This is a genomic window from Pseudonocardia sp. TMWB2A (assembly GCF_017312135.1).
Map to the genome: position 1 here is coordinate 2,533,419 of NZ_QKQY01000001.1, position 23,812 is coordinate 2,557,230.

Below are 23,812 nucleotides of genomic sequence, written 5' to 3' on the forward strand. Positions count from 1 at the left end.
TCAAAGCCTTAGCGCACGCGGCGGTAAAAGCCGTCAAAGCTGGAGCCCGGCGGGCATAATGGTCCGGTGATGCCGACCGCGTTGAGCTGCACCCCGCCTTTGACGAAGCTTACGGTTACGGTGCCGTCCACGTCGGTCAGATCATTGGGCGTGATGGTGATGCGTTCGCTGCGCCACGGCACGGGGCGGGCGGTGATGCGGGCGGCGTGCAGCGCGCCGAGCGCGGCCACTTCGCAATCGGCGGCGGTTGCCCCGCCATTTGGCAAGCCGCCCGCAGTCACGAACATATGCCATTGATGGCCTTGGCGGGTGATGGTCAAGGTGCCGCCATTGGGTCTGCTGCGCTTATAAGTGCCAGCGGGGTGGATAGGCCGCGGCTTCACTACCCGCTTTTTGGCCGCAGCTTTGGCCGAAGATTTGGCCGAAGATTTGGCTGGCGATTTAGCTTCGAGCGCACCCGCCCCCGCAAGGCCGCCGACCATCAGGCCAAGCGCCAATGCGCCGCCCAGATAGGCCCGCGCGCTTCTTCTGTTTGCCGTCCGGATTGCCTTCATCATTCTGCCTGTCTCCCCATGTGGCGTTGAAAAACCTATGCTTTTGCGTTTCTTAATACAGGCTTGTGGCAATGACCATGCCTCAACTTATCGTCGGGCTTAAGGCCCCGCCTTGGAGCCGGACACGATATGCCTCTTGGCGGGCAGGCTGCGCGCCGTTATGGGCTGGCGCGTGCGTTTTGCATCACAGGAGTTAGTTCATGCCCACCCTCGTTCTCATCCGTCATGGCCAGTCGCAATGGAATCTGGAAAACCGCTTCACCGGCTGGTGGGATGTGGATGTGACCGAAAAGGGCGCAGAAGAAGCGCGCGCGGCGGGCCGTTTGATGAAGGATAAGGGCCTCGATTTCGACATTTGCTACACATCGGTGCAAAGCCGCGCGATCAAGACGCTCAATCTGGCGCTCGAAGAAATGGGCCGTTTATGGCTGCCGGTCAAAAAGGACTGGCATTTGAACGAGCGCCATTATGGCGGGCTAACCGGTCTCAACAAGGCCGAAACCGCGGCCAAGCATGGCGATGAACAGGTCCATATCTGGCGCCGCAGCTTCGACATTCCGCCGCCGCCTTTGGAGGCCGGTTCGGAATTCGATTTGAGCAAGGACCGCCGTTATGACGGCATCGCCATTCCCGACACCGAAAGCCTCAAGGATACAATCGAGCGCGTGTTGCCTTATTGGGAGGCGAATATTGCGCCTGATCTCAAAGCGGGCAAGCGCGTCCTCATCTCCGCCCACGGCAACAGCCTGCGCGCGTTGGTCAAGCATCTGTCGAACATTCCCGATGATGAAATCACGTCGCTGGAAATCCCGACCGGCCAGCCGATTGTCTATGAACTGGACGACAATCTGAACGCGGTGGACCGTTATTATCTGAACGAACGGTAAAGGGCCAAGGGTGAGGCGCCAAGCGCGCCCTTTTCCAATCCGGGCCTCAAATCAAAGCGGTCAGCGGGTGGATTTGGCCGACAAGGTCTGATCGGGCGTCCAAGGTGCGGCTGAATTCGGTCATGTCGAAGCGGATTTCGCGCGGGGTCTGGCCGGTGAAATGCTTGATTTCGCGGATCATATGCGATTGGTCGTAAAAGGCGTGGGCATAATCTTCGGTCGGCGCGTTGCGGGCGTGGAGCAGTTTGGCGGTCCTGAGCGCCCGATATTTGCGCGCGAGCATTTTGGGCGGGACGCCGTATAAATGTTTGACCAGCCGCTCGACATGGCGGCGCGACAGGCCGAATTTTTCGTAAAGATCGCCCACTTCGGGCGCGATACTGCTGATCAGCCAATTATCGACGATATGGACGAACTGGCGCACATCGGGATCGACATAATGGTTGAGCGCGCGCGCGCCTTCGTCGAGCAGGCGTATCATGTCGGCAAAGTCCGTCATGCCACGCAATTTGGCGACCGCTTCGTGCATCATCGGATGGAAATGCCGGTCGATGGCGATGGTGGTGTTGAGATAGTCCGCCGCAGACCGCCGCGTCATCGCGTGCCAGCCGCATGGCAGCAACCCCGCCCCCACCAGCCGCACGCCTTCGACAATTTCATAACTTGTCTGGCCGGTCGTAGGCCCGACCACGACCGGGCCGTCGACAAAGATGCGCGCGCCGCCCGGCGGCATGACAATCGCCGACCCGCTGAATATGATACGGATTTGCGCAATCGCGGCGCGTTCATGCGCGATTATGCCGCCTTCGGGCAAAGCTTCGCGCGGAAAATCGGCAAAATAATAAGCCGAGACAATGTCCCGGACATCTTCTGCAGGCGCGGCATAAACCAGCTTCTGCTCCATGGGGTATGGTCCCTGTTCGACTAAGGTTGCGACCCGTCGAGAAGCGCGCGCTATAGCATGATATTTGCACGATTTCTACATTATACATGCGTTTACAATAATGCGGCTGATATGCGCTTTACCCCTGCGTAAAAGCGCGCGTGTTCTGCCGGAAAAAAAAGACCTGAACCGGCGGGTGCCGGATCAGGTCTTAAGGGAAAAGGTCCCTCTTGTCGTATAACGACGCCAGAGCCCTTCGGGTCGCAGGGCGGATATGAGCGAGTCGCCTTTCAAAGTATTGTATAAAATCGACATGGTGCGGAATCTCACAATGATTATGTAGTGGATAGCACGGGATATGGCTGATTATTACGTTTTCGCGTAATCATTCATTCATTTTTGTCCGGTCAACTATCGTTCATCGATCGGCGCGACTCGGCAACATTATTGTATCGGAACCGCTTTCCTTGCGCATCTTGCCCGTCCGGTATGACCGCTTGCATTAGCGGGCTACCTCCCGCATGGGGCGGCGATGCTCTATAGTCTTGCCAAGCCCGTCCTGTTCGGCCTCGATGCGGAAAATGCCCATAGCCTGACGATCAAGGCGCTCAAGCTGCGTCACCGCGCGCGGCCATTGGCTGCCGACCCGATGCTTGCGATGGCGGTTGCGGGGCTGCACTTTCCCAATCCGGTGGGCTTGGCGCCCGGCTTCGATAAAAATGCCGAGGTCATCCACGCGATGCCCGCGCTGGGGTTCGGCTTTGCCGAGGTCGGCACGCTCACCCCGCGCGCGCAAAGCGGCAATGACCGCCCGCGCCTGTTCCGGCTGGTCGAGGACCGCGCGGTTATCAACCGCATGGGCTTTAACAATGACGGGCAAGAGGCCGCCGCCGCGCGCATCAAGGCCTTGCGTAGCTCCGGACCGGTGCCGCTCATCGGCATCAATATCGGCGCGAACAAGGACAGCACCGCCGAGGGCCGCGCGGCGCAAGATTATGTGCGCGGGGTCGAACACATGGCCGCGCTCGCCGATTATCTCACCGTCAATATCAGCTCGCCCAACACGCCGGGGCTGCGCGCCTTGCAGGATAAGGGGGCGCTGGACGCGCTTCTTGCTGCGGTCATGGCGGCGCGGGGAAATGACGCCCCGCCCGTCTTCCTCAAGGTCGCGCCCGATCTGGAGCCTGCCGATATTGACGATATTATTGCCCTCGCCCACCAGCATCGGCTCGATGCGCTGATTGTCAGCAATACGACGATCAGCCGCCCTGCCGACCTGCGTTCGTCCCATGCGCAACAAGCAGGCGGCCTATCCGGCGCGCCGCTGTGCGCCCTGTCCCGCCAGCGGCTCAAGGATTTTGTCGCAGCCGGAAGCGGGACCATCCCGCTCGTTTCGGTCGGCGGTATCGCGAGCGCAGAGGAAGCCTATGCCCGCATCCGTGCCGGGGCATCGCTCGTGCAAATTTACAGCGCGATGGTCTATGAAGGACCGATGCTCGCCAGCCGCATCAATAGAGGCTTGAAGCGCCTGCTCGAACGCGACGGCTTTGCGCGGCTGGCCGATGCCGTGGGCGCATAAGCCCGCGCATCATCGCCTCCTTATTCTGTTACACCATTAGGTGCTTGCCCTTGGCGCGGGACGCTGCTTTTATGGCGCGCATGAAAATGACAAAAATGCAGGGGATGAAAGGCATGGGCGTCGTTGCAATAGCAATGCTCGCACAGCCCGTTTACGCCCAACAAATCGATCCCAATAATACGGTCCCGCAAACCGCCGCCACCTTGCCCGCCGCCAAAACCGCGAGCGGGGCCGCTGTCGTTGCATCCGCCGATCCGCGCGCCACCGCCGCAGGGCAAGAGATGCTGCGCGCAGGCGGGTCTGCGGCGGATGCGGCCATCGCCACCATGCTCGCTTTGAGCGTGGTCGAGCCGCAATCGAGCGGCATCGGCGGGGGCGGTTTCTTTGTCTATAATGACGCCAGCACCGGCACCACCGGCACGATTGACGGGCGCGAAAAAGCCCCCGCTTCGGCTACCCCCAACCTGTTCATGGGCGCAGACGGCAAGCCCATCCCGTTCGTCCAAGCCTATCCCGGCGGCAAGTCGGTCGGCGTTCCCGGCAATATCCGGCTGGCGGCAATGGCGCATAAAAAATGGGGCAAGCTAAAATGGCAAGCCTTGTTCCAACCAGCCATCCGTTTGGCCGAACAAGGCTATGTCACCAATGCCTGGACCGCCGCCGCAATTGCGATGAACGCCAAAACCATCGCCGAACAGCCCGCCACCCGCGCGCTTTACTTCCGCGACGGCAAGCCGATTGGCGAAGGCGTGACCATCCACAACCCCGCGCTTGGAAAATTGCTGCGCGACATTGCCGACAAAGGCCCCGACGCTTTTTATACCGGCAGCAATGCGCAGGCGATTGTCGATGCAGTCGGCAAGGCGTCGGTCAATCCGGCGGTGATGACGCTGGATGATCTTAAAAGCTATCAGGCGGTGGACCGCGAAGCGGTTTGCACCAGCTATCGCCAATATAAATTATGCGGCATGGGGCCGCCTTCGTCGGGTGCGACCACAGTGTTCCAGATTATGGGGATGCTGGAAGGCTATGACATGAAGGCGATGGGCAAGGACAGCCCGATGAGCTGGCATCTGATCGGCGAAGCGATGCAATTGGCCTATGCCGACCGCGCCAAATATCTGGGTGATCCCGGCTTTGTCGATGTGCCGGTCAAGGGCCTGCTCGACAAAAGCTATATAGCCAGCCGTGCGCATCTGATTTCGCCGTTGCGGGCGCTTGGCACCTATGAGGCGGGGACGCCGCCGGGCGCCAAGCCGCGCACCGCCGCGCCTCCGGGTGAAGTTTCCGGCACCACCCATTTCGTCGCGAGCGACAAAGCGGGCAATCTTGCCTCGATGACATCGACCATCGAAGGCATATTCGGCAGCCAGTTGGTCGCCAACGGCGTGGTGCTCAATAACGAGATGACCGATTTCACCTTTGCGCCCGAAGAAAAAGGCGCGCCGGTCGCCAACCGCGTCGAGCCGGGCAAGCGGCCTTTATCGTCAATGGCCCCCACCATTGTTTACGGTCCCGACGGCAAGCCGATCCTCGCGGTCGGCTCGGCAGGCGGCAAGCGCATCATCATGCACGTTACCAAAACATTGGTCGGTGTGCTTGATTTCGGGATGCCCGCCAGCGAAGCCATCGCGCTCCCCAATATTTTCTATGACAAGGACGGGTTGCAGATGGAAAATTCTCCGCTCGGTAACAGTCTCGCGCCGCGCATTTCGGCCTTCGGGCAGAAAGTGCGGGTGATCGATCTGGGGTCCAAACTGACCACCGCCGAACGCACCGCGTCGGGATGGACCGGCGCGGCCGATCCGCGCAGCCAAGGCAATGCGCTGGCGCAATAAATGCCGCCCGCGCACGTCCGCTTACCCCTCTTCCCCATGGATAAAGGCCAAAATCAATGAAGCGCAGCACCAAAGAGCGCCCGATGGAACGCTTTCCCAATCTGGTTTCGATGTTCTTCACCCGCGCCGAAGAAGAGGGCGACAAACCTTTCCTATGGGCCAAAAAGGACCGCGCATGGACGCCGATAAGCTGGCGCGAGGCAGCGCATATGGTCGCAGCGCTCGCCCATTCGTTCAACGAACTGGGCCTCAAAAATGGCGACCGCATCATGCTGGTCAGCGAAAACCGGCCCGAATGGTGTATTTCGGACCTTGCCATCATGGCAGCGGGGTGCGTGACCGTTCCGACCTACACCACCAACACCGAACGCGATCACCAGCATATCCTCGACAATAGCGGCGCGAGCGCGGTGATTGTGTCGGATGCCAAACTCGCCAAAACCTTGATGCCCGCGGTCATGCGCTCCAATGCAAGGCTGGCCATCGGGATGCAGGATTTGCGCATCGGCCAGCAAGGCGATGTCGAAATCCGCAACTGGAATCATCTGGTCAGTGATGGCGAAAAGCATCTTGCCGCGATCCGCGACCGCGCCGCCAAAGTCACGCGCGACGAGCTTGCCTGCCTTATCTATACCTCCGGCACCGGCGGCGCGCCGCGCGGGGTGCGCCAGCATCACGGCGCGATCCTCCACAATGTCGAAGGCTGTATCGACATTATCGAGAATGATTTCGGCTGGGATGATGAGGTGTTCCTGTCCTTCCTGCCGCTGTCCCACGCTTATGAACATTCGGGCGGGCAATTCCTGCCGATCGCTTTGGGCGGGCAGATTTATTATTCGGAAGGGCTGGAAAAGCTGGTTTCCAACATCGAGGAAGTCAAACCCACCATCATGGTCGTGGTGCCGCGCCTGTTCGAAGTCATCCGCGCGCGCATGTTGAAGGCGGTCGAAAAGCAGGGCAAGCTTGCCAATATATTGCTCGACCGCGCGCTCACCCTGGGCGAAAAAAGCTATACCAAGGGCGGCCTGCCTTTCTATGACAAGCCGGTGCAATTTGCCGTGGACCGCTTGTTCAAGCCCAAAATCCAGCAGAAATTCGGTGGACGCATCAAGGCGTTGGTGTCGGGCGGCGCACCGCTCAATCCGGATATCGGGATATTCTTCCACTCCTTGGGCCTGACCTTGCTGCAAGGCTATGGCCAGACCGAAGCGGGGCCGGTGATTAGCTGCAACCGCCCCGCCGCCGGTTTGAAGATGGACACAGTCGGCCCGCCGATGCTCAATACCGAGGTCAAAATTGCCGAAGATGGCGAAATATTGGTGCGCGGCGAACTCGTCATGCACGGCTATTGGCGCAATCAGGCCGAAACCGACCGCGTGCTGGTCAATGGCTGGCTCCACACCGGCGACATCGGCCATTTTGACGAACAGGGCCGCATCGTCATTACCGACCGAAAAAAAGACCTTATCGTCAACGACAAGGGCGACAATGTTGCGCCGCAGCGGGTCGAAGGGATGCTGACGCTCCAGCCGGAAATCCTGCAGGCGATGGTCTATGGCGACAAGCGCCCGCACATTGTCGGGATCATCGTGCCGGACCCCGAATGGGCAAAGGAATGGGCCGAAATCCACGGGCTTCCGACCGATCTGAAACTGCTCGAACAGCATGACAAATTCCGCGCCGCCGTGCGCGCCGCGATTGACCGGGTCAATGCCAATTTGTCGGTGGTGGAAAAAGTGCGCAAATTCGACTTTGCCGATGAAGCCTTCACCATCGAAAATGAACAGATGACCCCCTCGATGAAAATCCGCCGCCATATACTGAAACAGGTCTATGCGGACAAAATCGCCGCGCTCTATGGCGGTAAGGAGTAGGTCCTGACCTTAAGTTTCAGGCCTATTATATAAGCCTGTCGGTATAGACGGCCCGATATTATCCGACTGGAGCGTGCGGTAGGTGTGGGTAAAAGCCCGCATATTCCGCTCAGCCATTAACCATTGTGTCCCGCCAAAGAGCGATGGTAACGATTTATTAACCTGATTCCTTAAAAATATGGTGATGGTGAACCGTTAGGGTCAATCAAATGACACCGAAACCGCTTAATTTATCATTGACCATGTGCGCAGCACTTGCGTTGGCCGGTTGCGCGGGTGGGTCGCTGGTGCCCGAGGGCAAGGAAGCGCGCCGCGCGCAATCCAAGGCCGAGCGGATGCCCACCAGCCCGTCACAAGCCGCGCGCCCACGCATAGGGGCGGCCATCCCCAACGCGCCTTTTGCCACCGCCGATGCGCGCCAATGCGTGAGCGAGCTCCATGCTGCAGGCGTGCGCTTCACCCCGCTCCCCGACAAGCATGAAGGCAGCGGTTGCAGCACGATCAACAGCATTAAGGTGATGGATTTCGGCACGCCGACCACCAACACAACCGCGATGACCTGCCCGCTCGCCAAAAATTTCGCGGCTTGGGCGCGCTATGCGGTCCAACCCGCCGCGCAGATGACCTTCGGCAGCCCGGTGGTGAAGATTGAAACGATGGGCACCTATAGCTGCCGCAACATTTATGGAGGTCGGTCGGGGCGATTGTCGCAGCACGCTTTTGCCAATGCGGTCGATGTGTCGGCCTTCATCCTTGCCGACGGGCGGCGCGTCAGTGTGCTTAATGACTGGGAAGGCGGCTCGCGCGAAAAAAAATTCCTGCGCCTGATCCACGGCTCCGCCTGTCGCCGATTCGGCACCGTATTGTCGCCCGAATATAATGCTGCCCATGCCGACCATTTCCATTTCGACATGAGCGGCAAGGGGTTTTGCCGGTAGGACGCAGCGCGCTTGCGCGAATTTTTATCTTATCGTTTCAGCAAAAACACCGCATGTTCGGCCAACAGATTGGCCATGCCTTTGCCGCGCGGCCGGTTGCCCGACAGGAACCATTGCCCTTCGATCCTAAGCTTGCGGCTATCAAGATAGGCGCGGAAATCGTCGATCGTCACATGGTGGATATTGGGCGTATCATACCAGCGGTACGGAAGCTCTTCGGTGACCGGCATCCGCCCGCCGAACATATGCGCGATGCGGATATGCCAATGCGCGAAATTGGGGAAGGACACAAAGGCGCGCGCGCCGATGCGCAGCAAATTGTCCATTACAAGGTCGGGCCGCTTGGTGGTCTGGAGCGTCTGGCTCAAAATCGCATAGTCGAAACTATTATCGGGATAGTCCGCAAGGTCGGTGTCGGCATCGCCCTGTATCACCGAAAGCCCGCGCGCGACCGCTGCCGACACATTGGCCGGTTCCAGCTCCAGCCCGCGCGCATCCACCTGTCTGGTGTCACGTAGAGCCGCCATCAACGCGCCATCGCCGCACCCGACATCGAGCACGCGCGCGCCTTCACGCACATGGTCGGCAATGATCGCAAGGTCAGGGCGCAGCTTGGTCATGAGGCAAACCGGTAAAAGCGCGCTCAGCCGAACGCGGGAATCCCCGTAATCGCGCGGCCCAGGATCAGGCCGTGAATATCGTGCGTGCCTTCATAGGTGTTGACCGTTTCAAGGTTGGCGGCATGGCGGATCACATGGAATTCGGCTGAAATGCCGTTGCCGCCATGCATATCGCGCGCGACGCGGGCAATATCGAGCGCCTTGCCGCAATTATTGCGCTTGATGATCGAGATCATGTCCGGCGACAAATGGCCTTCGTCCATGAGGCGACCGACACGCAAGGCCGCTTGCAGGCCAAGGCTGATTTCGGTCAGCATATTGGCGAGTTTCAATTGCACCAATTGCGTTGCGGCGAGCGGGCGACCGAATTGTTTGCGGTCGAGCGTATATTGGCGTGCGGCGGCAAGGCAGGCTTCGGCTGCGCCCATCGCGCCCCAACCAATGCCGTAACGCGCGCGGTTCAAACAACCGAACGGGCCTTTCAATCCTTCGACATTGGGGAGCAAAGCGTCCTCCGGCACTTCGACGCCATCGAGCACAATTTCGCCGGTAATCGACGCGCGCAAGGAAAGCTTGCCTTCGATTTTGGGCGCGGACAGGCCCTTCATGCCCTTTTCCAGCACAAAGCCGCGAATCGCCCCGCCATGTGCAGCGGATTTCGCCCACACCACGAACACATCGGCGATAGGCGAATTGGTAATCCACATTTTGCTGCCGGTCAGGCGATAGCCGCCGTCGATTTTTTCGGCCTTTGTACGCATCCCGGCAGGATCGGAGCCTGCATCGGGTTCGGTGAGGCCGAAACAGCCAACCCATTCGCCGGTCGCGAGCTTGGGGAGATATTTGTGGCGCTGTTCTTCCGATCCATAGGCATAGATCGGGTGCATCACGAGCGAGCTTTGCACCGACATGGCCGAACGATAACCCGAATCGACGCGCTCGACTTCGCGCGCGACAAGGCCATAGCTCACATAGCCAAGGCCTGCGCCACCATATTCGACCGGCACGGTCGCGCCGAGCAGGCCCAATGCGCCCATTTCGCTCATAATCTCGCGGTCAAACCGTTCGTCGAGATAGGCCGAGGTCACGCGCGGCAATAATCGGCTTTGCGCATAATCATGCGCGGTGTCGCGCACCATCCGCTCTTCATCGGTGAGCAGGCCATCAAGCTGGAACGGGTCGGCCCAGTTCAAAGCCTGCGGGGTGGGGTTGGGATCGTGCGCCATGAAGTTCCTCGAAAAATGCGAAAATAAGGGGGTGTAACCGGATGCTATCGGGCCGCGCCGCCCGCTTTGCTGCCTGCTTTGTCGCGCGCCCCCGATGGTGCGGGCGCAGGCGCGGCAGGCGGTGTCGCCGCCGGAGCGAGCGGATTGGGCGCGCCATAATCCTGCAAATTGCGCGGATCCTGGATGGCAGCCGATTCGATCAGGTCGAGCGCCTTTTGCGCTTCGTTAAAGCGGCGGGCAAGGACCAGCCAGGCATCGGCGCGCTTGGCTCCGGGAAGCTGTTCCACCTCGACAATCGCGCGGTCGACCCGCCCGATGTCGAGTGCGCGCTTGGCCCGCGCCATACGCTGGGTCGGATCGACCGACGGCGCATTTTCAGGCCGCACGACAAACAGGTTGGACAAGGTTGACCAGAAACCCGGCGTTGCACCGTCCGCGCTCATGAGCGCCGGTTCCAATACTTCCAGCCGCTCGCGCAATTTGTCGGCGGTGACATGGAGGCTCGACGCTTCGATAATGGTCGCGACCGCGCGCGGCATTGCGCTACCGAACCGCTGGCGCAATTCGCTTTCGATATAGCCCAAAGACTGGCCGCGCTCGACCGCACGGCGCGCGGCAAAAGCGACCAGCAGCCCTTCGGCGCGCGAGGCGTTGGCTCCAGCATCACCCGATGCGACATTGATGCGGTCAACCTTTTGTTCAAGCGCGGCTATCCGCCCGCTTTCAAAGGCGGAGACGGTTTCGGACGACGGCGGCACGGTGCCGCTTGCTGTATTGCCCGCGGTGCTATCGCCGGTCGCGCTGCTTGCGGGCGCTGCATAAGCGAAAGGCTCGCTGCCGCCTTGGGCCGCAGCGGGGTTGGTGCCCGCATCGCTGCCCGCCGCATCACTGCCCGCTATTGGCACTTCGACCACGCCGCGCGGGCCATAGCTTTTCATCAGCCATGCCCCGCCGACCATTCCGGCGAGCAAGGTCACGCCCAGCACCGCAGCGGTGGTGCGGCCCTTGCCTACAGGGCGCGGCGACACATAGCTGGACGAAGCGGGCGACAGACGCGATGCGCCGGGGCTATCATGGGAGGCAGCTCCACCGGAAGAAGGCCCACCGGAGGAAGGCCCACCGGATGATGCGCTGCCCGCAGGGTTGGACGGGCTGGCAGACGGGTTGTTGGCAGGCGGATTCGCCGATGAAAAATCCGGACTATCGTTCATGGCTTCGCGTTGTTGCACAGTGCGTGCATATATTCCAGCATTGCTTGGTCATTGGGCGCATCGGGCCAGCGCACCCACGCCCAGCCTTCGCCCGCGACCGCCGCTACGCCGGGGCTGATCGCGATAAGCCCCAGATGCGCCCGGCTTTTTACAAGGTCTGCGAGCGCCCAAGCCGCGCGCTGGCTGTGCAACAACACAATCGCCGGATGGGCGAGCGCGGCTTCGAGTTCGGGCGCGGGCTCCAACATCGCGGCTTCATAAACCGGCACGACGGTCAAGCTGATGCGCGGATGGACGAGCGGGGTATGCTGCTTGCCGCATAGCCAGAGTAGGCGTTGCCAGTTCTGGCGGCTCGCTTCGGCCAAAGCCGCGCCGCCATCGCTATCGCCGACCCACGCAACGTCAAGCCCCGCTGCGCGCGCGGCGCTGGCGGTCGCTTCGCCGACGCACAGGCAAGGAAGATTGGCATAAAGGGCCAAGGCCGCACCCGCCTCGCGCGCACTATTGGCGCTGGTGAGCAATAGCGCGTCGAACCGGTCGGGCGCTGGCGGCGTCCAAGCGATAGGCGCGACGCTAAACAAGGGCGCGGCGATGCTGTGATAGCCCAAAGCGTGCGCGCGTGCGGCGGTCGCGCTTGCACCGGGTTCGGGGCGCAGGATGATGACCGGCAGTGCCATATCAGTTCGCGCGCCCCGCAAACAGCTTGCGCACCGGCGGCGGCGCGCGGTCGAGCAATAGGCGCGCTAGGGCTTCGGGGGTGGCGTCAGCGGTGCTGCCAAGCAATATTTCGCCGTCGACCCGATGCTGGCCGTCGAGCGACAAAAGCTCGGCGCGTAATTTGAGCGCGCCGCCTTGTTGCTGCACCGCAAGCGCGGCGACCGGCGATTGGCAATCCGCGCCCAGTTCCGCAAGCAAGGCGCGTTCGGCTTCGACCGCCATGCAAGTGGGCGCATGGTTGACCGCGCTGATCGCGGCGCGCACCACCGCATCGTCGGCGCGGCACTCAAGGCCGATCGCGGCTTGCGAGGGCGCGGGGAGCATTTCGTCTATGCTGATAGCAGCGCCGGTATCGCTCATGTCGAGCCGGTCCAGCCCTGCTGCGGCCAACAAGGTCGCATCCGCTTCGCCTGCGGCCAATTTGCCGAGCCTTGTTGCGACATTGCCGCGAAACAGGATGATGTTGAAATCGGGGCGCAGGCGTAAAAGCTGCGCGGTGCGGCGCGGGCTGCTGGTGCCGACGGTCGCGCCTTGGGGGAGGCTCGCGATGCTCTCCGCGCCGATCAGCCGGTCGCGCACATCGGCGCGCTTTAACATTGCTGCGACGACAAACATGGTCGGGCGGATGGTTTCGACATCCTTCATCGAATGGACCGAAAAGTCGATCTCGCCGGTGCCAAGGCTCGCGTCCAATTCCTTGGTCCACAAGGCCTTGCCGCCGACTTCGGCGAGCGCGCGGTCCTGGATTTTGTCGCCGCTTGCGGTCATCGGGACAAGGGTGACCGCATCGTCCGCCCAGCCATGCTTGGCCGTCAGCGCGGCCTTGGCCTGATGCGCCTGCGCCATCGCCAAAGGCGACGCGCGCGTCCCCAATCGCAACGGAAAACGGGCGGAAAGATCAGCGGCATGGAGGGGGGACAAGTCGGGGACAGGCATGACCACCCCCTAGCGGCAGTTGCGTCGGAACGGAAGGGGGCGCTAAAGGGGCTGATGGCCATCATTCTCGGCATTGAATCCAGTTGCGATGAAACCGCCGCCGCGCTTGTCTCAAGCGACGGGCGGATATTGGCGCACCGTCTCGCAACGCAGGAAGAAGAACATCGCCCCTATGGCGGGGTGGTGCCCGAACTTGCCGCGCGCGCGCATGTCGAAAAATTGGGGCCGCTCATCGAAGGCGCATTGGCCGATGCGGAATTGAGTCTTGCCGATGTCGATGCGATTGCCGCGACCGCAGGGCCGGGCCTCATCGGCGGCGTGATTGTCGGCCTTGTGACAGCCAAGGCGCTCGCGCATGGCGCGGGCAAGCCGTTAATTGCGGTCAATCATCTCGAAGGCCATGCCTTATCGCCGCGTTTGGCGGACCAGACTCTGGCCTATCCTTATATGCTGCTGCTGGTGTCGGGTGGGCATTGCCAGATTTTGAAGGTCGAAGGCGTCGGGCGTTATAAAAGGCTTGCGACCACGATTGACGATGCGGCGGGCGAAGCGTTCGACAAGACTGCTAAATTGCTGAAACTCGGTTTTCCCGGCGGGCCTGCGGTAGAAAAAGCCGCGCGTACAGGCGACCCTAAAGCGGTGCCGCTGCCCCGGCCTTTGGTCGGCACCAGCGAACCGCATTTCAGTTTTGCCGGCCTTAAAAGCGCGGTGATGCGCGCGGCGCAAAGCGGGCAATATAAGCCCGAAGACATTGCCGCCTCCTTCCAGCAGGCGGTGGTGGATTGCCTTATCGACCGCACAAAGCGGGCTTTGCAGGCGAGCGGCGATGTCACCGCTCTGGTGGTCGCGGGCGGGGTTGCGGCCAATGCGTCGGTGCGCGCAGCGCTTGAAAAGCTGGCGGGAGAGCATAAGCTCGGTTTCGTTGCGCCGCCTTTATGGCTATGCACGGACAATGCGGCGATGATCGGCTGGGCAGGCGCGGAACGCTTCGCGCTCGGTTTGACCGATCCGCTTGACGTCATGGCGCGGCCGCGTTGGCCGCTCGATCCGGATGCGGATAAGGTAAGGGGAGCCGGGGTCAAGGCATGAGCGAAGGGGTGAGCTTCGGAGTGATCGGCGCGGGTGCTTGGGGCACCGCGCTCGCACAAATGCTGGCCTCTGACGGCAGCCGCGTGACGCTATGGGCGCGCGAACTGGAACTCGCCGCCGATATTGCCGAATCCCATGAAAATAAACTTTATTTGCCGGGGCAACAGCTTCATCCGTCGATTGTTGCGACCAGCGATGTGCGCGATCTTGATGATGTGGGTGCGCTCCTCGTCGTCACCCCTGCGCAGCATATGCGCGCAAGCCTTGAACGCTTCCAAGTCGGCGCGCGCCCGCTCATTCTCTGCTCCAAGGGCATGGAAGCGGGCAGCCGTTTGTTGATGAGCGAAGTCGCCGCCGAGGTGCATCCGGACGCGCCGATTCTCGTATTGTCCGGCCCGACCTTCGCGCATGAAGTTGCCGCCGGATTGCCGACCGCGGTCACGCTCGCCTGCGAAGATGAGGCTTTGGGCGCGCACATCGCCCATGCGATCCGCCGCGCAGCCTTCCGGCCTTATTTGAGCCGCGATGTGATTGGCGCGGAAATTGGCGGCGCGATCAAAAATGTCATCGCGATTGCGTGCGGCGTTGCCGAAGGCGCGGGGCTGGGCCAAAATGCGCGCGCAACCTTAATCTCGCGCGGCTTTGCCGAAATGACGCGCTTCGGTCTCGCCAAGGGTGCCAAGGCCGAAACCCTGTCGGGCCTAGCCGGATTGGGCGATCTGGTGCTGACCTGTTCGTCCACTTCGTCGCGCAATTTCTCGCTCGGTAAAGGCTTGGGCGAAGGGCAAGGTGCCGCCGAATTGCTCGCCGACCGCCGCACCGTGGCCGAAGGCGCGCATAGTGCGCCGGTGGTGCTGGAAGCGGCCGATGCGCTCGGCATCGACATGCCGATTGTCGAGGCGGTGAACCAGCTTTTGTCGGGTGAAGCCGATGTCCGCACGGTCATGGCCGACCTGCAAGCGCGTCCGCTTCGGAGCGAAAACGCTTGACCACGGCCAAACCGATCCCGCCTGATCCGACCGAAATGGAGGGCGGCGACGTCAAGGCGTTGGCCAAGGGCGGGCGCACCAATTTTCTGGGCTTTCTGCTCCGCCTCGCCGCGCGTTTGCCCTTCCTCTATTTCGCCGGACGCTGGTACGGGCCGGAAGCGTTGGGGCGGTTTGCCTATGCGGTGCTGGTGGTCGAACTGGCCGCCCAGCTTGCGACATTAGGGTTGAAGCGCGGCCTTGCCGAACAATTATCCTCGACCGACCGCGATCCGGCCTGTGTCGTCTGGGACGGGATATTGCTCGCCTTCATCGTCTCGGTGGTCGCGGGCGGCATATTGATCCTGTTCCCGCACATCATGTTCCCGAACAGCCGGATCAACGATTTCGACCGTTTCTTCCCGCTCATCATCTTTGCGATTTCGGGCGCGGATATTGCCTTGGCGGCGCTTGCCTATCGCTTCGATATCGGCGCAACCGTGCGCGCGCGCTCGGTGGTCGAACCGTGGGCGATCAGCCTCGCGGCGTTCGGCTTTGCTTTCTATTCGCTGCGGGACGGGCTTATTTTATCCTATGTCGTCGCGATGCTCGCGGCGTTCGTCACTGCGCTCATCCCGATGCTCAAAAGCTATGGCTTTCCGCGCAACTGGCAACCGCGTCCCTCCCGGCTTTGGGAGATAGCGCGCAAAAATGCGCCGCTTGCCGCTGCCGATGCGATTGAATGGGGCTCGCGCCGCCTAGACCTTGCCATTCTCGGCCTGTTTGCGACCCCTGCGGTGGTCGGCATTTATTATGTCGCCCAGCAAGTCGCCTCGCTGCCGCAAAAGCTCAAAACCAGCTTTGACCCGATTTTGGGGCCGGTCATCACGCGCAACCTCAAGGAAGGCAAGCTCAAGGAAATTGCCGCACAAGTAAGCCAGGTCGGTTTCTGGATTATCGCGATGCAGGCCGGAATCGCGCTCGCGCTCGGCATCCCCGGTGAAGGGGTGATGGGGCTTGTGGGCCGCGAATTTGTCATCGGCACCGGCGCGCTCGCTTTCCTGCTCGCCGCCGAAGTGGTCGCCGCCACCGCCGTCGTCAGCGAATCGGTGCTGGTCTATGTCGCGCGCCACCGCAACCTGATGATCTCGGTCGCGATGCTGATATTGCAGGCCTTATTGTCGGTCATTTTCATCATGGTCGCCAAGCGGGTCGAACCCGATATGCCGATCCTGATGGCGGTTGCGGTCGCTGCGGCCCTCATGTGCGCGCTCGCCTTTGCCTCGATCGTCAAAGCGCGCTTGCTCACTCACTTGCTCGGTGCGAGCGTCAATAATTGGCGCTGGTCGCTAGTCGTCGCCGCGCTATTTGCCAGCGTCGTCGGGATAGGCTTCACCTATCTTCCCGAATGGGCGGAACTGTTGTTCGGTATCCCGACGATATTGGCGGTTTATGGCTGGTGGATCTGGACACGCGGATTCGGCCCGACCGACCGCGAGCTATTCCGCAAAGGCTCCAAAATCACCGAAGAGACGAACGGGGCGTAAGGCGTTCAGCCTAACCCGTTCGCGACCAACGCCTTCAAATCCCCCTGCACACGCGGGCCGACCTGGGCGATGACCGCGCGGGCGCTGACCGCACCCATGGTGAGCGCATCGTCAATCGAGCGGCCCTGCGCAAGACCGGCCAGAAAACCTGCGGCAAACAGGTCGCCCGCGCCGGTGGTGTCGATCACCGCATCAATCGGTTCGGCCTTGACCGTATAGCGTTCGCCGCCCGTTACCGCGACCGCGCCATTGGCCCCGCGCGTGGCGATGAGCAGCGGGACTTTTGCCGCGACCGCCGCAACGCCTGCGTCAAAATCACCGGTGCCGGCAAGCTCTGCCAGCTCATGTTCATTGGCGAACATGATGTCGATCTTGCCTTCGTCCATCAGCGCCAGAAATTCGTCGCGATGGCCCATCACGACAAAAGTGTCGGACAAAGTGAAAGCGACCTTGCGGCCCGCTTGTTTGGCGATAGCAATGGCGCCTTCCATCGCGGCGCGCGATTGCGGCGCGTTCCACAAATAGCCTTCGAGATAGAGAATATCGCCTGCGCGGATCACATCGGCATCAAGCGCGCTTTCGGGCAGATATTGTGCTGCGCCAAGGAAAGTGTTCATCGTGCGCTGCCCGTCGGGCGTCACAAGGATGAGACAGCGGCCGGTGGCCGGTTCGCCTGCGCGCGCGGCTGTCGCGAAAGCGACACCGAGCGAGGTCAGGTCATGGCGGAACACCCCGCCAAGCTGGTCATCGGCGACCTGCCCGATAAACGCACATTGCGCCCCCAAAGCTGCCATGCCGGCGAGCGTATTGGCGGCAGAACCGCCCGACATTTCCATGCCCGGCCCCATCGCGTCATAAAGGTCGGCGGCTTCCTCATCATTAATCAGGCGCATCGAGCCTTTGACGAGTGCGCGTTCTTCGATGAAAGCATCTTCGGCGCGGGCCAGAACATCGACAATCGCATTGCCGACGGCGACAATGTCATAACGGGGAGCAGTCATTTACAGGATCACCTCGGTTAAAACTTTTGTCCGCCCCTAAGCGGTGTCGCCGATTATCGCAACTATTGTTGACCTTTGACTATTAGCGGGTCATTCCAAGCCGTGATGGTGCAAGCCTTTCTTCTCGCCTTGCGGCAATTATTCGAACCGCGCATTTTATGGGTGGTGGCCAAAGTCGTGCTGCTGACGCTTGGCCTGTTCCTTTTGCTGGGCGTGGCGGGCTATTATGCGCTGCTCGCGGTCGCACCGCAGCTTGGCTACAAGATGGGCGAGGGCGAATCGGCGCTGATCGCCTTTCTGGTGACGTTCGGCCTAGGCTGGTTCCTGTTCCGCGCGATCGCGATTTTCGTCATGGGGATTTTTTCCGACGAGGTGGTCGACTTGGTCGAGCGCAAATATTTCCCCGCTGCTGCCGCGCGGGCCAAGCCGGTCGGCATTGGTCGGGGGATGAGGCTCGGCCTTGCCTCCGCAGGCCGCGCGATTGGCTATAATCTGCTTGCGCTGCCCGTATATATCGGGTTGCTGGTGACCGGCGTCGGGATGATTGTCGCGGTGATTGCAGTGAATGGCCTGCTATTGGGGCGCGATTTGCAAGATATGGTGATGGCGCGCCATCGCGGCGAGCAGCGCGGGCAAGGACGCCAGAGCGGCATAAGCCGGGATGAAATAAGCCCTGACGCGATGATGCGCCCGCTCGCGCGCCCGACGCGCATCGCGCTCGGCCTTATCGTTGCGCTGCTTTTTCTGGTGCCGTTCGTCAATCTGCTCGCGCCCGTGTTGGGGGCGGCGATGGCGGTGCATCTCGTTCATGCGCGAGAGGGCCGTGCGTCCACCCGAACGGACAGGATTTCCCGAAAGGATATGATATGACGCCTTCCCGCCTGATTGTCCCGCTGGTCGCGATGGCGGCTTTGTCGGCGTGCGGCGCGGCGGTGCCTCCGCCCAAGACGGCACCCGCAGCGGTGCGGCCCGCGCCCAATCCCTATCTTGGCGCAGGCCCCGGCGCGCCGGTGGAACTGGCGGGAAAGGATGCGCGCGCGCTCGGCAACCTGTTCGGCAAGCCGCGCCTTGATGTGCGCGAAGGGGCAGGGCGCAAGCTGCAATTCGTCAATGACCGCTGTGTGCTCGACGCCTATCTTTATGCCCCGCGCGCGGGAGCGGAGGCCGTCGTCACCTATGCCGAAGCCCGCGACCGCGCAGGCATCGACATGTCCGCCTCGTCCTGTAGCGTGTTACTTAGAAGGTAAGGGCTCAAGCGCTGAAGACTCCGCGTCTTTCCATTCGCCGCGCTTTGAGGCAAAAGGCCTTGAAAGTAGCGGCGCGAAATACCGGAGCATAATACCGGTGCAAAATATCGGAGCAAAATATCTGCCAAAAGCGGGCGGGGATAATGTAAACTTAAATCCCGCGCCCTATCTTGCCGGTGGTTTGTTCCAAACCTTCCGCGCCTTGTTATGCATCAATAAGGATCATCAATGACACTCGACCATCAGGATGCCGCGACCGACGCTGACGCCAAGCCCAAAGCGGCGCTGCATCATGCGCCGCCGATTACGGAAGAAAATCTGGCGCACGGGCTGGCGGTCGTGTCGATCGGCAAAAGTTATGACAAGCGCGTAGTGCTGAAAGATATTTCGTTATCGGTCGATAAGGGCGAAGTGTTGGGCCTGCTCGGCCCCAATGGCGCGGGCAAGACTACCTGTTTTTATTCGGTGATGGGGCTGGTCAAGCCCGACCATGGCCGCATCATGCTCGACGGGCAGGATATTACCGGCCTGCCCATGTATCGCCGCGCGATTTTGGGGTTGGGCTATTTGCCGCAGGAAACCTCTATTTTTCGTGGTATGACGGTCGAACAGAATATCAGCGCGGTGCTGGAAATGGTCGAACCCGACCGCGCGGCGCGCGCGGCGCGGCTGGAACAATTGCTCGAAGAGTTCGGCTTGACGCGGCTGCGCACCTCGAACGCGATGGCGCTGTCAGGGGGCGAGCGTCGCCGCGCGGAAATTGCCCGTGCGCTGGCGGCCAATCCGTCGATCATGCTGCTCGACGAACCTTTTGCGGGGATTGATCCTTTGTCCATTTCGGACATTCGCGACCTCATCAAAGATCTTAAAAAGCGCGGCATCGGTGTGCTGATCACCGACCATAATGTGCGCGAGACCTTGGACATCGTGGACCGCGCCTGCATCATCTATGACGGCAAAGTATTGTTCGCGGGTAGCCCCGAACAACTGGTCGCCGACCCCGATGTGCGTCGTCTCTATCTGGGTGAGGAGTTCAGCCTCTAAGCCCCGCTATGGCCCTTGGACCGCGCCTTGATCTCCGGCAAAGCCAGTCGCTGGTAATGACCCCGCAATTGCAGCAGGCGATCCGCCTGCTGGCGCTGTCCAACCTTGAAATCGAATCCTATATTTCCGAAGAGCTGGACAAAAATCCGCTGTTAGAAGCGGTGCGCGATGATGGCGATAATCGCGGCGAGGGTGATGCTGGCGCAGAGGCTGACAGCGCAAGCCTCGCCTCCGACCATCCGAGCCGCGCCGACGAGCTGATCGAACGCGGCGTCCATGCTGCCGATACGCTCGACGTAGATCTGGGCGCGGACACTTTCCACCATGATAGCGTTGCGGACCGGCTGGGCGACAGCACAGGGCCGGGCATGGACGGCGCGTTAGGGTTGTCCGGAGGCCTATCCGGGGGATTGTCCGGCGCAGGAGGGCTGAGCGGCGGGGCAGGCGGCGATGACGGCATCGACTTTGATATGTTCAGCGCGCCCGATATCGGCCTTGCCGACCATTTGATTGCGCAAGCGGGTGAGGCTTTGTCTGGCATCCACCATGCGGTCGCGCTCTATCTTATCGACCAGATTGACCCGGCCGGTTATCTCGACGCGGATTTGCTCGATGTCGCCAACCGGCTAGGCGTGCCGCTCCATATGGTCGAAGAGGCGCTCGCCGCCATCCACCGTTTCGACCCCGCAGGCGTCGGTGCGCGCAGCTTGGCCGAATGTCTCGCCATCCAGGCCAAAGAAGCCGACCGCTATGATCCGTGCATGGCGGTGCTGATCGCGCATCTTGATCTGGTCGCCAAGGGCGCGCTCGCCCAGCTTAAACGCATATGCGGCGTCGATGATGAAGATATGGCCGACATGATCCGCGAGTTGCGCAGCTATGACCCGAAGCCCGGCTTACGCTTTGGCTCTGACGCGGTGCAGGCGGTCGTCCCCGACCTGTTTGTCGAACAACGCAAGGCCGGATGGGCAGTCGAGGTCAATAGCGCAACCTTACCCAAATTGCTTGTCAATCGCAGCTACTATGCCGAATTGTCGGGCGGCGCGCGCACGGCGGAATCCAAGGGATGGCTATCCGAACAATTAGCCAGCGCGAATTGGATAATCCGCGCGCTCGACCAGCGGCAACGCACCATCATCAAGGTCGCAACCGAAATTGTGAAGCAGCAGGAAGGCTTTTTCCGCCACGGCGTATCGCATCTGAAGCCGCTCACCCTGCGTTCGATTGCCGAAGCGATCGAAATGCATGAATCGACCGTGAGCCGCGTCACGTCGAACAAATATCTGTCCTGCGCGCGCGGATTATTCGAACTTAAATATTTCTTCACCAGCGGCATACAGGCGGCCGATGGCGGCGAGGCGGTGTCGGCCACGGCGGTCAAATCGGCGCTAAAGGCGCTGATCGAGGGCGAGGATGCGAACGCTATCCTGTCCGATGAAAAACTAGCCGAATTGCTGAAAGCCAAAGGCTTCGACATTTCGCGCCGCACCGTGGTCAAATATCGCGAATCCATGGGGCTTGGCTCTTCGGTCCAGCGCCGGCGGCAAAAGGCGCTTGCGGGGTAAGTTTTTCCCTTTCATCATCGTAGGATGAGGCGTATCATCACCCGGTAAATCTTGGCAGTGTGAAGGAGAGACTGTCATGAAAAAAGCTTTGGGTGTGACAGAAGCATCCCGTCTGAAAAGGCTGTCGGGCGCAATGATGGCGCTATTCGGGGTGCCGGTATTTGCCTTGTTCGCTGTAAGCACACCGGTGGCAAGTCAGGATATGCAAAGTGCTTCGCAATCTGCAACCAGCCCGGCACAATCGGCCACAAACCAGCGGGCGGATGTACAGGCGAGCGAACAGGCGGAAGCAGAACGGCACGCTGCCATAGAATATGATCGTGCCAACCGGATGACGGTCACGGTCCGGGTAAATAATCGGAACATGGTGCCCTTTCTGGTCGACACGGGGTCAGAGCGCACGGTTATTTCGGATAAGCTGGCGAGCGAACTCGGCCTTCCTTCTGCGGGGCCTTTGACGATATCAGGGGTCGCTGGTTTCATGTCTGTGCCGTCGGCCCATGTTAATGGTCTTGACCTCACCAATGTGCGCGTTTCGCAATTTGTCGCGCCTATTCTCAAAGATGAGGATATGGGGGCGGACGGGTTGATCGGCGTCGATAGCTTGCAGGAAAAGCTGGTCGTGTTCGATTTTGACAACCACCGTATGGAAGTGAAGAAAGCCCGCTGGGAAAGCAGACCCGCGACCTTGGAAAAAGGTGAAATTGTTGTCACCGCTAATCGCAGGATGGGGCGCCTCATCATTACCGAAGCCAGCGTTGAAGGGGTTCCTGTAACTGTCGTGATCGACAGCGGTGCACAATATAGTATCGGCAATATCGCGTTGCTTGAACGGTTACAAAAACGCAAAAGACTGAAAAATGCGGTTCCGACGATATTATACAGCGTAACGGGGCAACAATTGCCTGCTACTATGGCACAGGCGCGCAAGGTCGAAGTCGGAAATATGTCGTTACGCGATATGCCAATCGCATTTGCCGAATCGTCGGCATTCACAACGTTGAAGCTCGATAAAAAGCCCGCCATGCTGCTGGGCATGCACACGTTGCGCGCGTTCCGGCGAGTCGAGGTGGATTTTACCAATCGTCGGGTGCGGTTCATCACGCCGGGCGGCGTGCTGCGCGCGAGCGAAACGCGCTATGCGCTCGGTTGTGCCGCGCGCGCACAATGCGGGCAGGCGCTGCCGGGGTCATAGAGCGGGGAGCCCGACTCGGCAGGCGGAAGGGCGCGGCCACAGCCTTTGCAACTGATATGGGTGCCTTGTTCGACCCCATGGGTAACGCTCACCCGTTCGTCAAACACGAAACATTCGCCGGTCCAACGGCTCTGTTCGGGCGCAACCTCTTCCAGATATTTGAGGATGCCGCCGTCCAAATGATAAACCTCGCCAAAGCCTTGGGCCTTCACATAAGCGGTCGCTTTTTCACAACGGATGCCGCCGGTGCAGAACATCGCGATTTTGGGCGGATTGGCATTGTCCAGCTTTTGCGAAAATTCGTCGAACCAGCCGGGAAATTCGCGGAACGAGCGCGTGCCGGGATCAATCGCGCGTTCAAAGCTGCCGATGGCCACCTCATAATCATTGCGCGTGTCGATAATGACAGTGTCGGGGTCGGCGATGAGCGCGTTCCATTCTGCGCTCGCCAGATGCGTGCCGACGCCGCCGACCGGATCAATATCCGCAACGCCCATCGTCACAATCTCTTTCTTGAGCCGCACCTTCATCCGTTTGAAGGGCGGCGCGTCGGCGGTCGAATATTTGACTTCCAGGTCCGAGCATCCGGGCAAAGTGCGAATATGGTCGATGATCGCGGCGATGCCCGCGCCGCTTCCCGCAATCGTGCCGTTAATCCCTTCATCGGCGACCAGCAACGTCCCCTTTATGCCAGCATCGGCGCACACCTGTTTCAACCTGTCTGCAATCGCATCGCGTTCGGCAAAGGGCGCGAAACGGTATAGCGCGGCGACAGTCAGCGGCGCGGCATTATCAAGGGGATCGGACGGTGCGGACATGGCGCAGGCCCATAGCGCCGCTTCGGCCCCAAGTCGAGTTTTGTGTCGGGCACAACGCCCTTGTTTTCCCTGTTTGTT

Annotated in this window: 23 protein-coding genes; 14 read left to right on the top strand and 9 right to left on the bottom strand. The window is 60.8% G+C overall.

Going from position 1 to position 23,812, the window contains the following annotated elements; all coding sequences use genetic code 11:
- Positions 1-8 precede the first annotated feature (8 nt).
- Complete coding sequence (locus DMP17_RS11795) at positions 9-557, bottom strand: hypothetical protein (protein WP_337829268.1); 549 nt, start codon at positions 555-557, stop codon at positions 9-11.
- 197 nt (positions 558-754) lie between these two features.
- On the opposite strand from DMP17_RS11795, the gene gpmA reads away from it, so the two are divergent.
- The gene (gpmA, locus tag DMP17_RS11800; protein WP_337829269.1) at positions 755-1,441 is read left to right on the top strand and encodes a 2,3-diphosphoglycerate-dependent phosphoglycerate mutase; all 687 of its coding nucleotides are present in this window, start codon (positions 755-757) and stop codon (positions 1,439-1,441) included.
- Positions 1,442-1,487: 46 nt separating this feature from the next.
- On the opposite strand, the gene DMP17_RS11805 is transcribed toward gpmA, so the two are convergent.
- On the bottom strand, positions 1,488-2,345 hold the full coding sequence (locus tag DMP17_RS11805) for an AraC family transcriptional regulator (RefSeq protein WP_337829270.1): 858 nt from the start codon (positions 2,343-2,345) through the stop codon (positions 1,488-1,490).
- Between the two features lie 511 nt (positions 2,346-2,856).
- Between DMP17_RS11805 and DMP17_RS11810 the strand changes: the two genes are divergently transcribed.
- The 4 genes from DMP17_RS11810 (at position 2,857) to DMP17_RS11825 (ending at position 8,553) form a co-directional block, all read left to right on the top strand.
- Positions 2,857-3,903, top strand: a complete 1,047-nt coding sequence (locus DMP17_RS11810) for a quinone-dependent dihydroorotate dehydrogenase (protein ID WP_337829271.1) — start codon at positions 2,857-2,859, stop codon at positions 3,901-3,903.
- A 71-nt stretch (positions 3,904-3,974) separates the two neighbouring features.
- Positions 3,975-5,741 carry a gamma-glutamyltransferase gene (gene ggt, locus DMP17_RS11815; protein WP_337829272.1) on the top strand — a complete coding sequence of 589 codons (1,767 nt, stop codon included), beginning with the start codon at positions 3,975-3,977 and terminating at the stop codon, positions 5,739-5,741.
- A 56-nt stretch (positions 5,742-5,797) separates the two neighbouring features.
- A complete protein-coding gene (locus DMP17_RS11820) occupies positions 5,798-7,615 on the top strand; it encodes an AMP-dependent synthetase/ligase (RefSeq protein WP_337829273.1) in 1,818 nt (605 codons plus the stop codon).
- A 209-nt stretch (positions 7,616-7,824) separates the two neighbouring features.
- On the top strand, positions 7,825-8,553 hold the full coding sequence (locus DMP17_RS11825; RefSeq protein WP_337829274.1) for an extensin-like domain-containing protein: 729 nt from the start codon (positions 7,825-7,827) through the stop codon (positions 8,551-8,553).
- 29 nt (positions 8,554-8,582) lie between these two features.
- Here the strand turns inward: DMP17_RS11825 and metW are convergent, their stop codons facing one another.
- The 5 genes from metW to hemC all read right to left on the bottom strand — a co-directional run bounded on the left by metW (position 8,583) and on the right by hemC (position 13,263).
- A complete protein-coding gene (gene metW, locus DMP17_RS11830; RefSeq protein WP_337829275.1) occupies positions 8,583-9,173 on the bottom strand; it encodes a methionine biosynthesis protein MetW in 591 nt (196 codons plus the stop codon).
- 23 nt (positions 9,174-9,196) lie between these two features.
- Positions 9,197-10,399 carry an acyl-CoA dehydrogenase gene (locus DMP17_RS11835; RefSeq protein WP_337829276.1) on the bottom strand — a complete coding sequence of 401 codons (1,203 nt, stop codon included), beginning with the start codon at positions 10,397-10,399 and terminating at the stop codon, positions 9,197-9,199.
- A 44-nt stretch (positions 10,400-10,443) separates the two neighbouring features.
- A complete protein-coding gene (locus tag DMP17_RS11840; RefSeq protein WP_337829277.1) occupies positions 10,444-11,427 on the bottom strand; it encodes a hypothetical protein in 984 nt (327 codons plus the stop codon).
- A gap of 179 nt (positions 11,428-11,606) precedes the next feature.
- Positions 11,607-12,287 carry a uroporphyrinogen-III synthase gene (locus DMP17_RS11845; RefSeq protein ID WP_337829278.1) on the bottom strand — a complete coding sequence of 227 codons (681 nt, stop codon included), beginning with the start codon at positions 12,285-12,287 and terminating at the stop codon, positions 11,607-11,609.
- A gap of 1 nt (position 12,288) precedes the next feature.
- Complete coding sequence (hemC, locus tag DMP17_RS11850; protein ID WP_337829279.1) at positions 12,289-13,263, bottom strand: hydroxymethylbilane synthase; 975 nt, start codon at positions 13,261-13,263, stop codon at positions 12,289-12,291.
- A 54-nt stretch (positions 13,264-13,317) separates the two neighbouring features.
- Between hemC and tsaD the strand changes: the two genes are divergently transcribed.
- From tsaD to DMP17_RS11865, 3 genes are read left to right on the top strand one after another with little or no spacing between them, the layout of a single operon-like run.
- Positions 13,318-14,352: a tRNA (adenosine(37)-N6)-threonylcarbamoyltransferase complex transferase subunit TsaD gene (gene tsaD / locus DMP17_RS11855; protein WP_337829280.1), complete on the top strand. Its 1,035-nt coding sequence runs from the start codon at positions 13,318-13,320 to the stop codon at positions 14,350-14,352.
- Positions 14,349-15,341 (top strand): NAD(P)H-dependent glycerol-3-phosphate dehydrogenase, encoded by a 993-nt coding sequence (locus DMP17_RS11860; RefSeq protein WP_337829281.1) that lies wholly within the window; start codon positions 14,349-14,351, stop codon positions 15,339-15,341. Before tsaD ends, DMP17_RS11860 begins: the two co-directional genes overlap by 4 nt.
- Positions 15,338-16,864: a lipopolysaccharide biosynthesis protein gene (locus DMP17_RS11865; RefSeq protein ID WP_337829282.1), complete on the top strand. Its 1,527-nt coding sequence runs from the start codon at positions 15,338-15,340 to the stop codon at positions 16,862-16,864. Before DMP17_RS11860 ends, DMP17_RS11865 begins: the two co-directional genes overlap by 4 nt.
- A 5-nt stretch (positions 16,865-16,869) precedes the next feature.
- Here DMP17_RS11865 and DMP17_RS11870 read toward each other — a convergent pair whose 3' ends face one another.
- Entirely contained in the window at positions 16,870-17,865 is a 996-nt protein-coding gene (locus DMP17_RS11870) for an adenosine kinase (protein WP_337829283.1), read from the bottom strand.
- Between the two features lie 105 nt (positions 17,866-17,970).
- Between DMP17_RS11870 and DMP17_RS11875 the strand changes: the two genes are divergently transcribed.
- The 6 genes from DMP17_RS11875 (at position 17,971) to DMP17_RS11900 (ending at position 22,916) form a co-directional block, all read left to right on the top strand.
- Entirely contained in the window at positions 17,971-18,735 is a 765-nt protein-coding gene (locus tag DMP17_RS11875) for an EI24 domain-containing protein (RefSeq protein WP_337829788.1), read from the top strand.
- Positions 18,732-19,112, top strand: a complete 381-nt coding sequence (locus DMP17_RS11880) for a hypothetical protein (protein ID WP_337829284.1) — start codon at positions 18,732-18,734, stop codon at positions 19,110-19,112. The genes DMP17_RS11875 and DMP17_RS11880 overlap by 4 nt, the downstream gene beginning before the upstream one ends.
- A 97-nt stretch (positions 19,113-19,209) precedes the next feature.
- Entirely contained in the window at positions 19,210-19,344 is a 135-nt protein-coding gene (locus DMP17_RS11885; protein WP_337829285.1) for a hypothetical protein, read from the top strand.
- Entirely contained in the window at positions 19,341-20,156 is an 816-nt protein-coding gene (gene lptB / locus DMP17_RS11890) for an LPS export ABC transporter ATP-binding protein (protein ID WP_337829286.1), read from the top strand. The genes DMP17_RS11885 and lptB overlap by 4 nt, the downstream gene beginning before the upstream one ends.
- Positions 20,157-20,164: 8 nt before the next feature.
- The gene (rpoN, locus tag DMP17_RS11895) at positions 20,165-21,721 is read left to right on the top strand and encodes an RNA polymerase factor sigma-54 (RefSeq protein WP_337829287.1); all 1,557 of its coding nucleotides are present in this window, start codon (positions 20,165-20,167) and stop codon (positions 21,719-21,721) included.
- 76 nt (positions 21,722-21,797) lie between these two features.
- Positions 21,798-22,916, top strand: a complete 1,119-nt coding sequence (locus DMP17_RS11900; protein ID WP_337829288.1) for an aspartyl protease family protein — start codon at positions 21,798-21,800, stop codon at positions 22,914-22,916.
- Here DMP17_RS11900 and trhO read toward each other — a convergent pair.
- Positions 22,859-23,734, bottom strand: a complete 876-nt coding sequence (gene trhO / locus DMP17_RS11905) for an oxygen-dependent tRNA uridine(34) hydroxylase TrhO (protein WP_337829289.1) — start codon at positions 23,732-23,734, stop codon at positions 22,859-22,861. The genes DMP17_RS11900 and trhO overlap by 58 nt on opposite strands.
- Positions 23,735-23,812 lie beyond the last annotated feature (78 nt).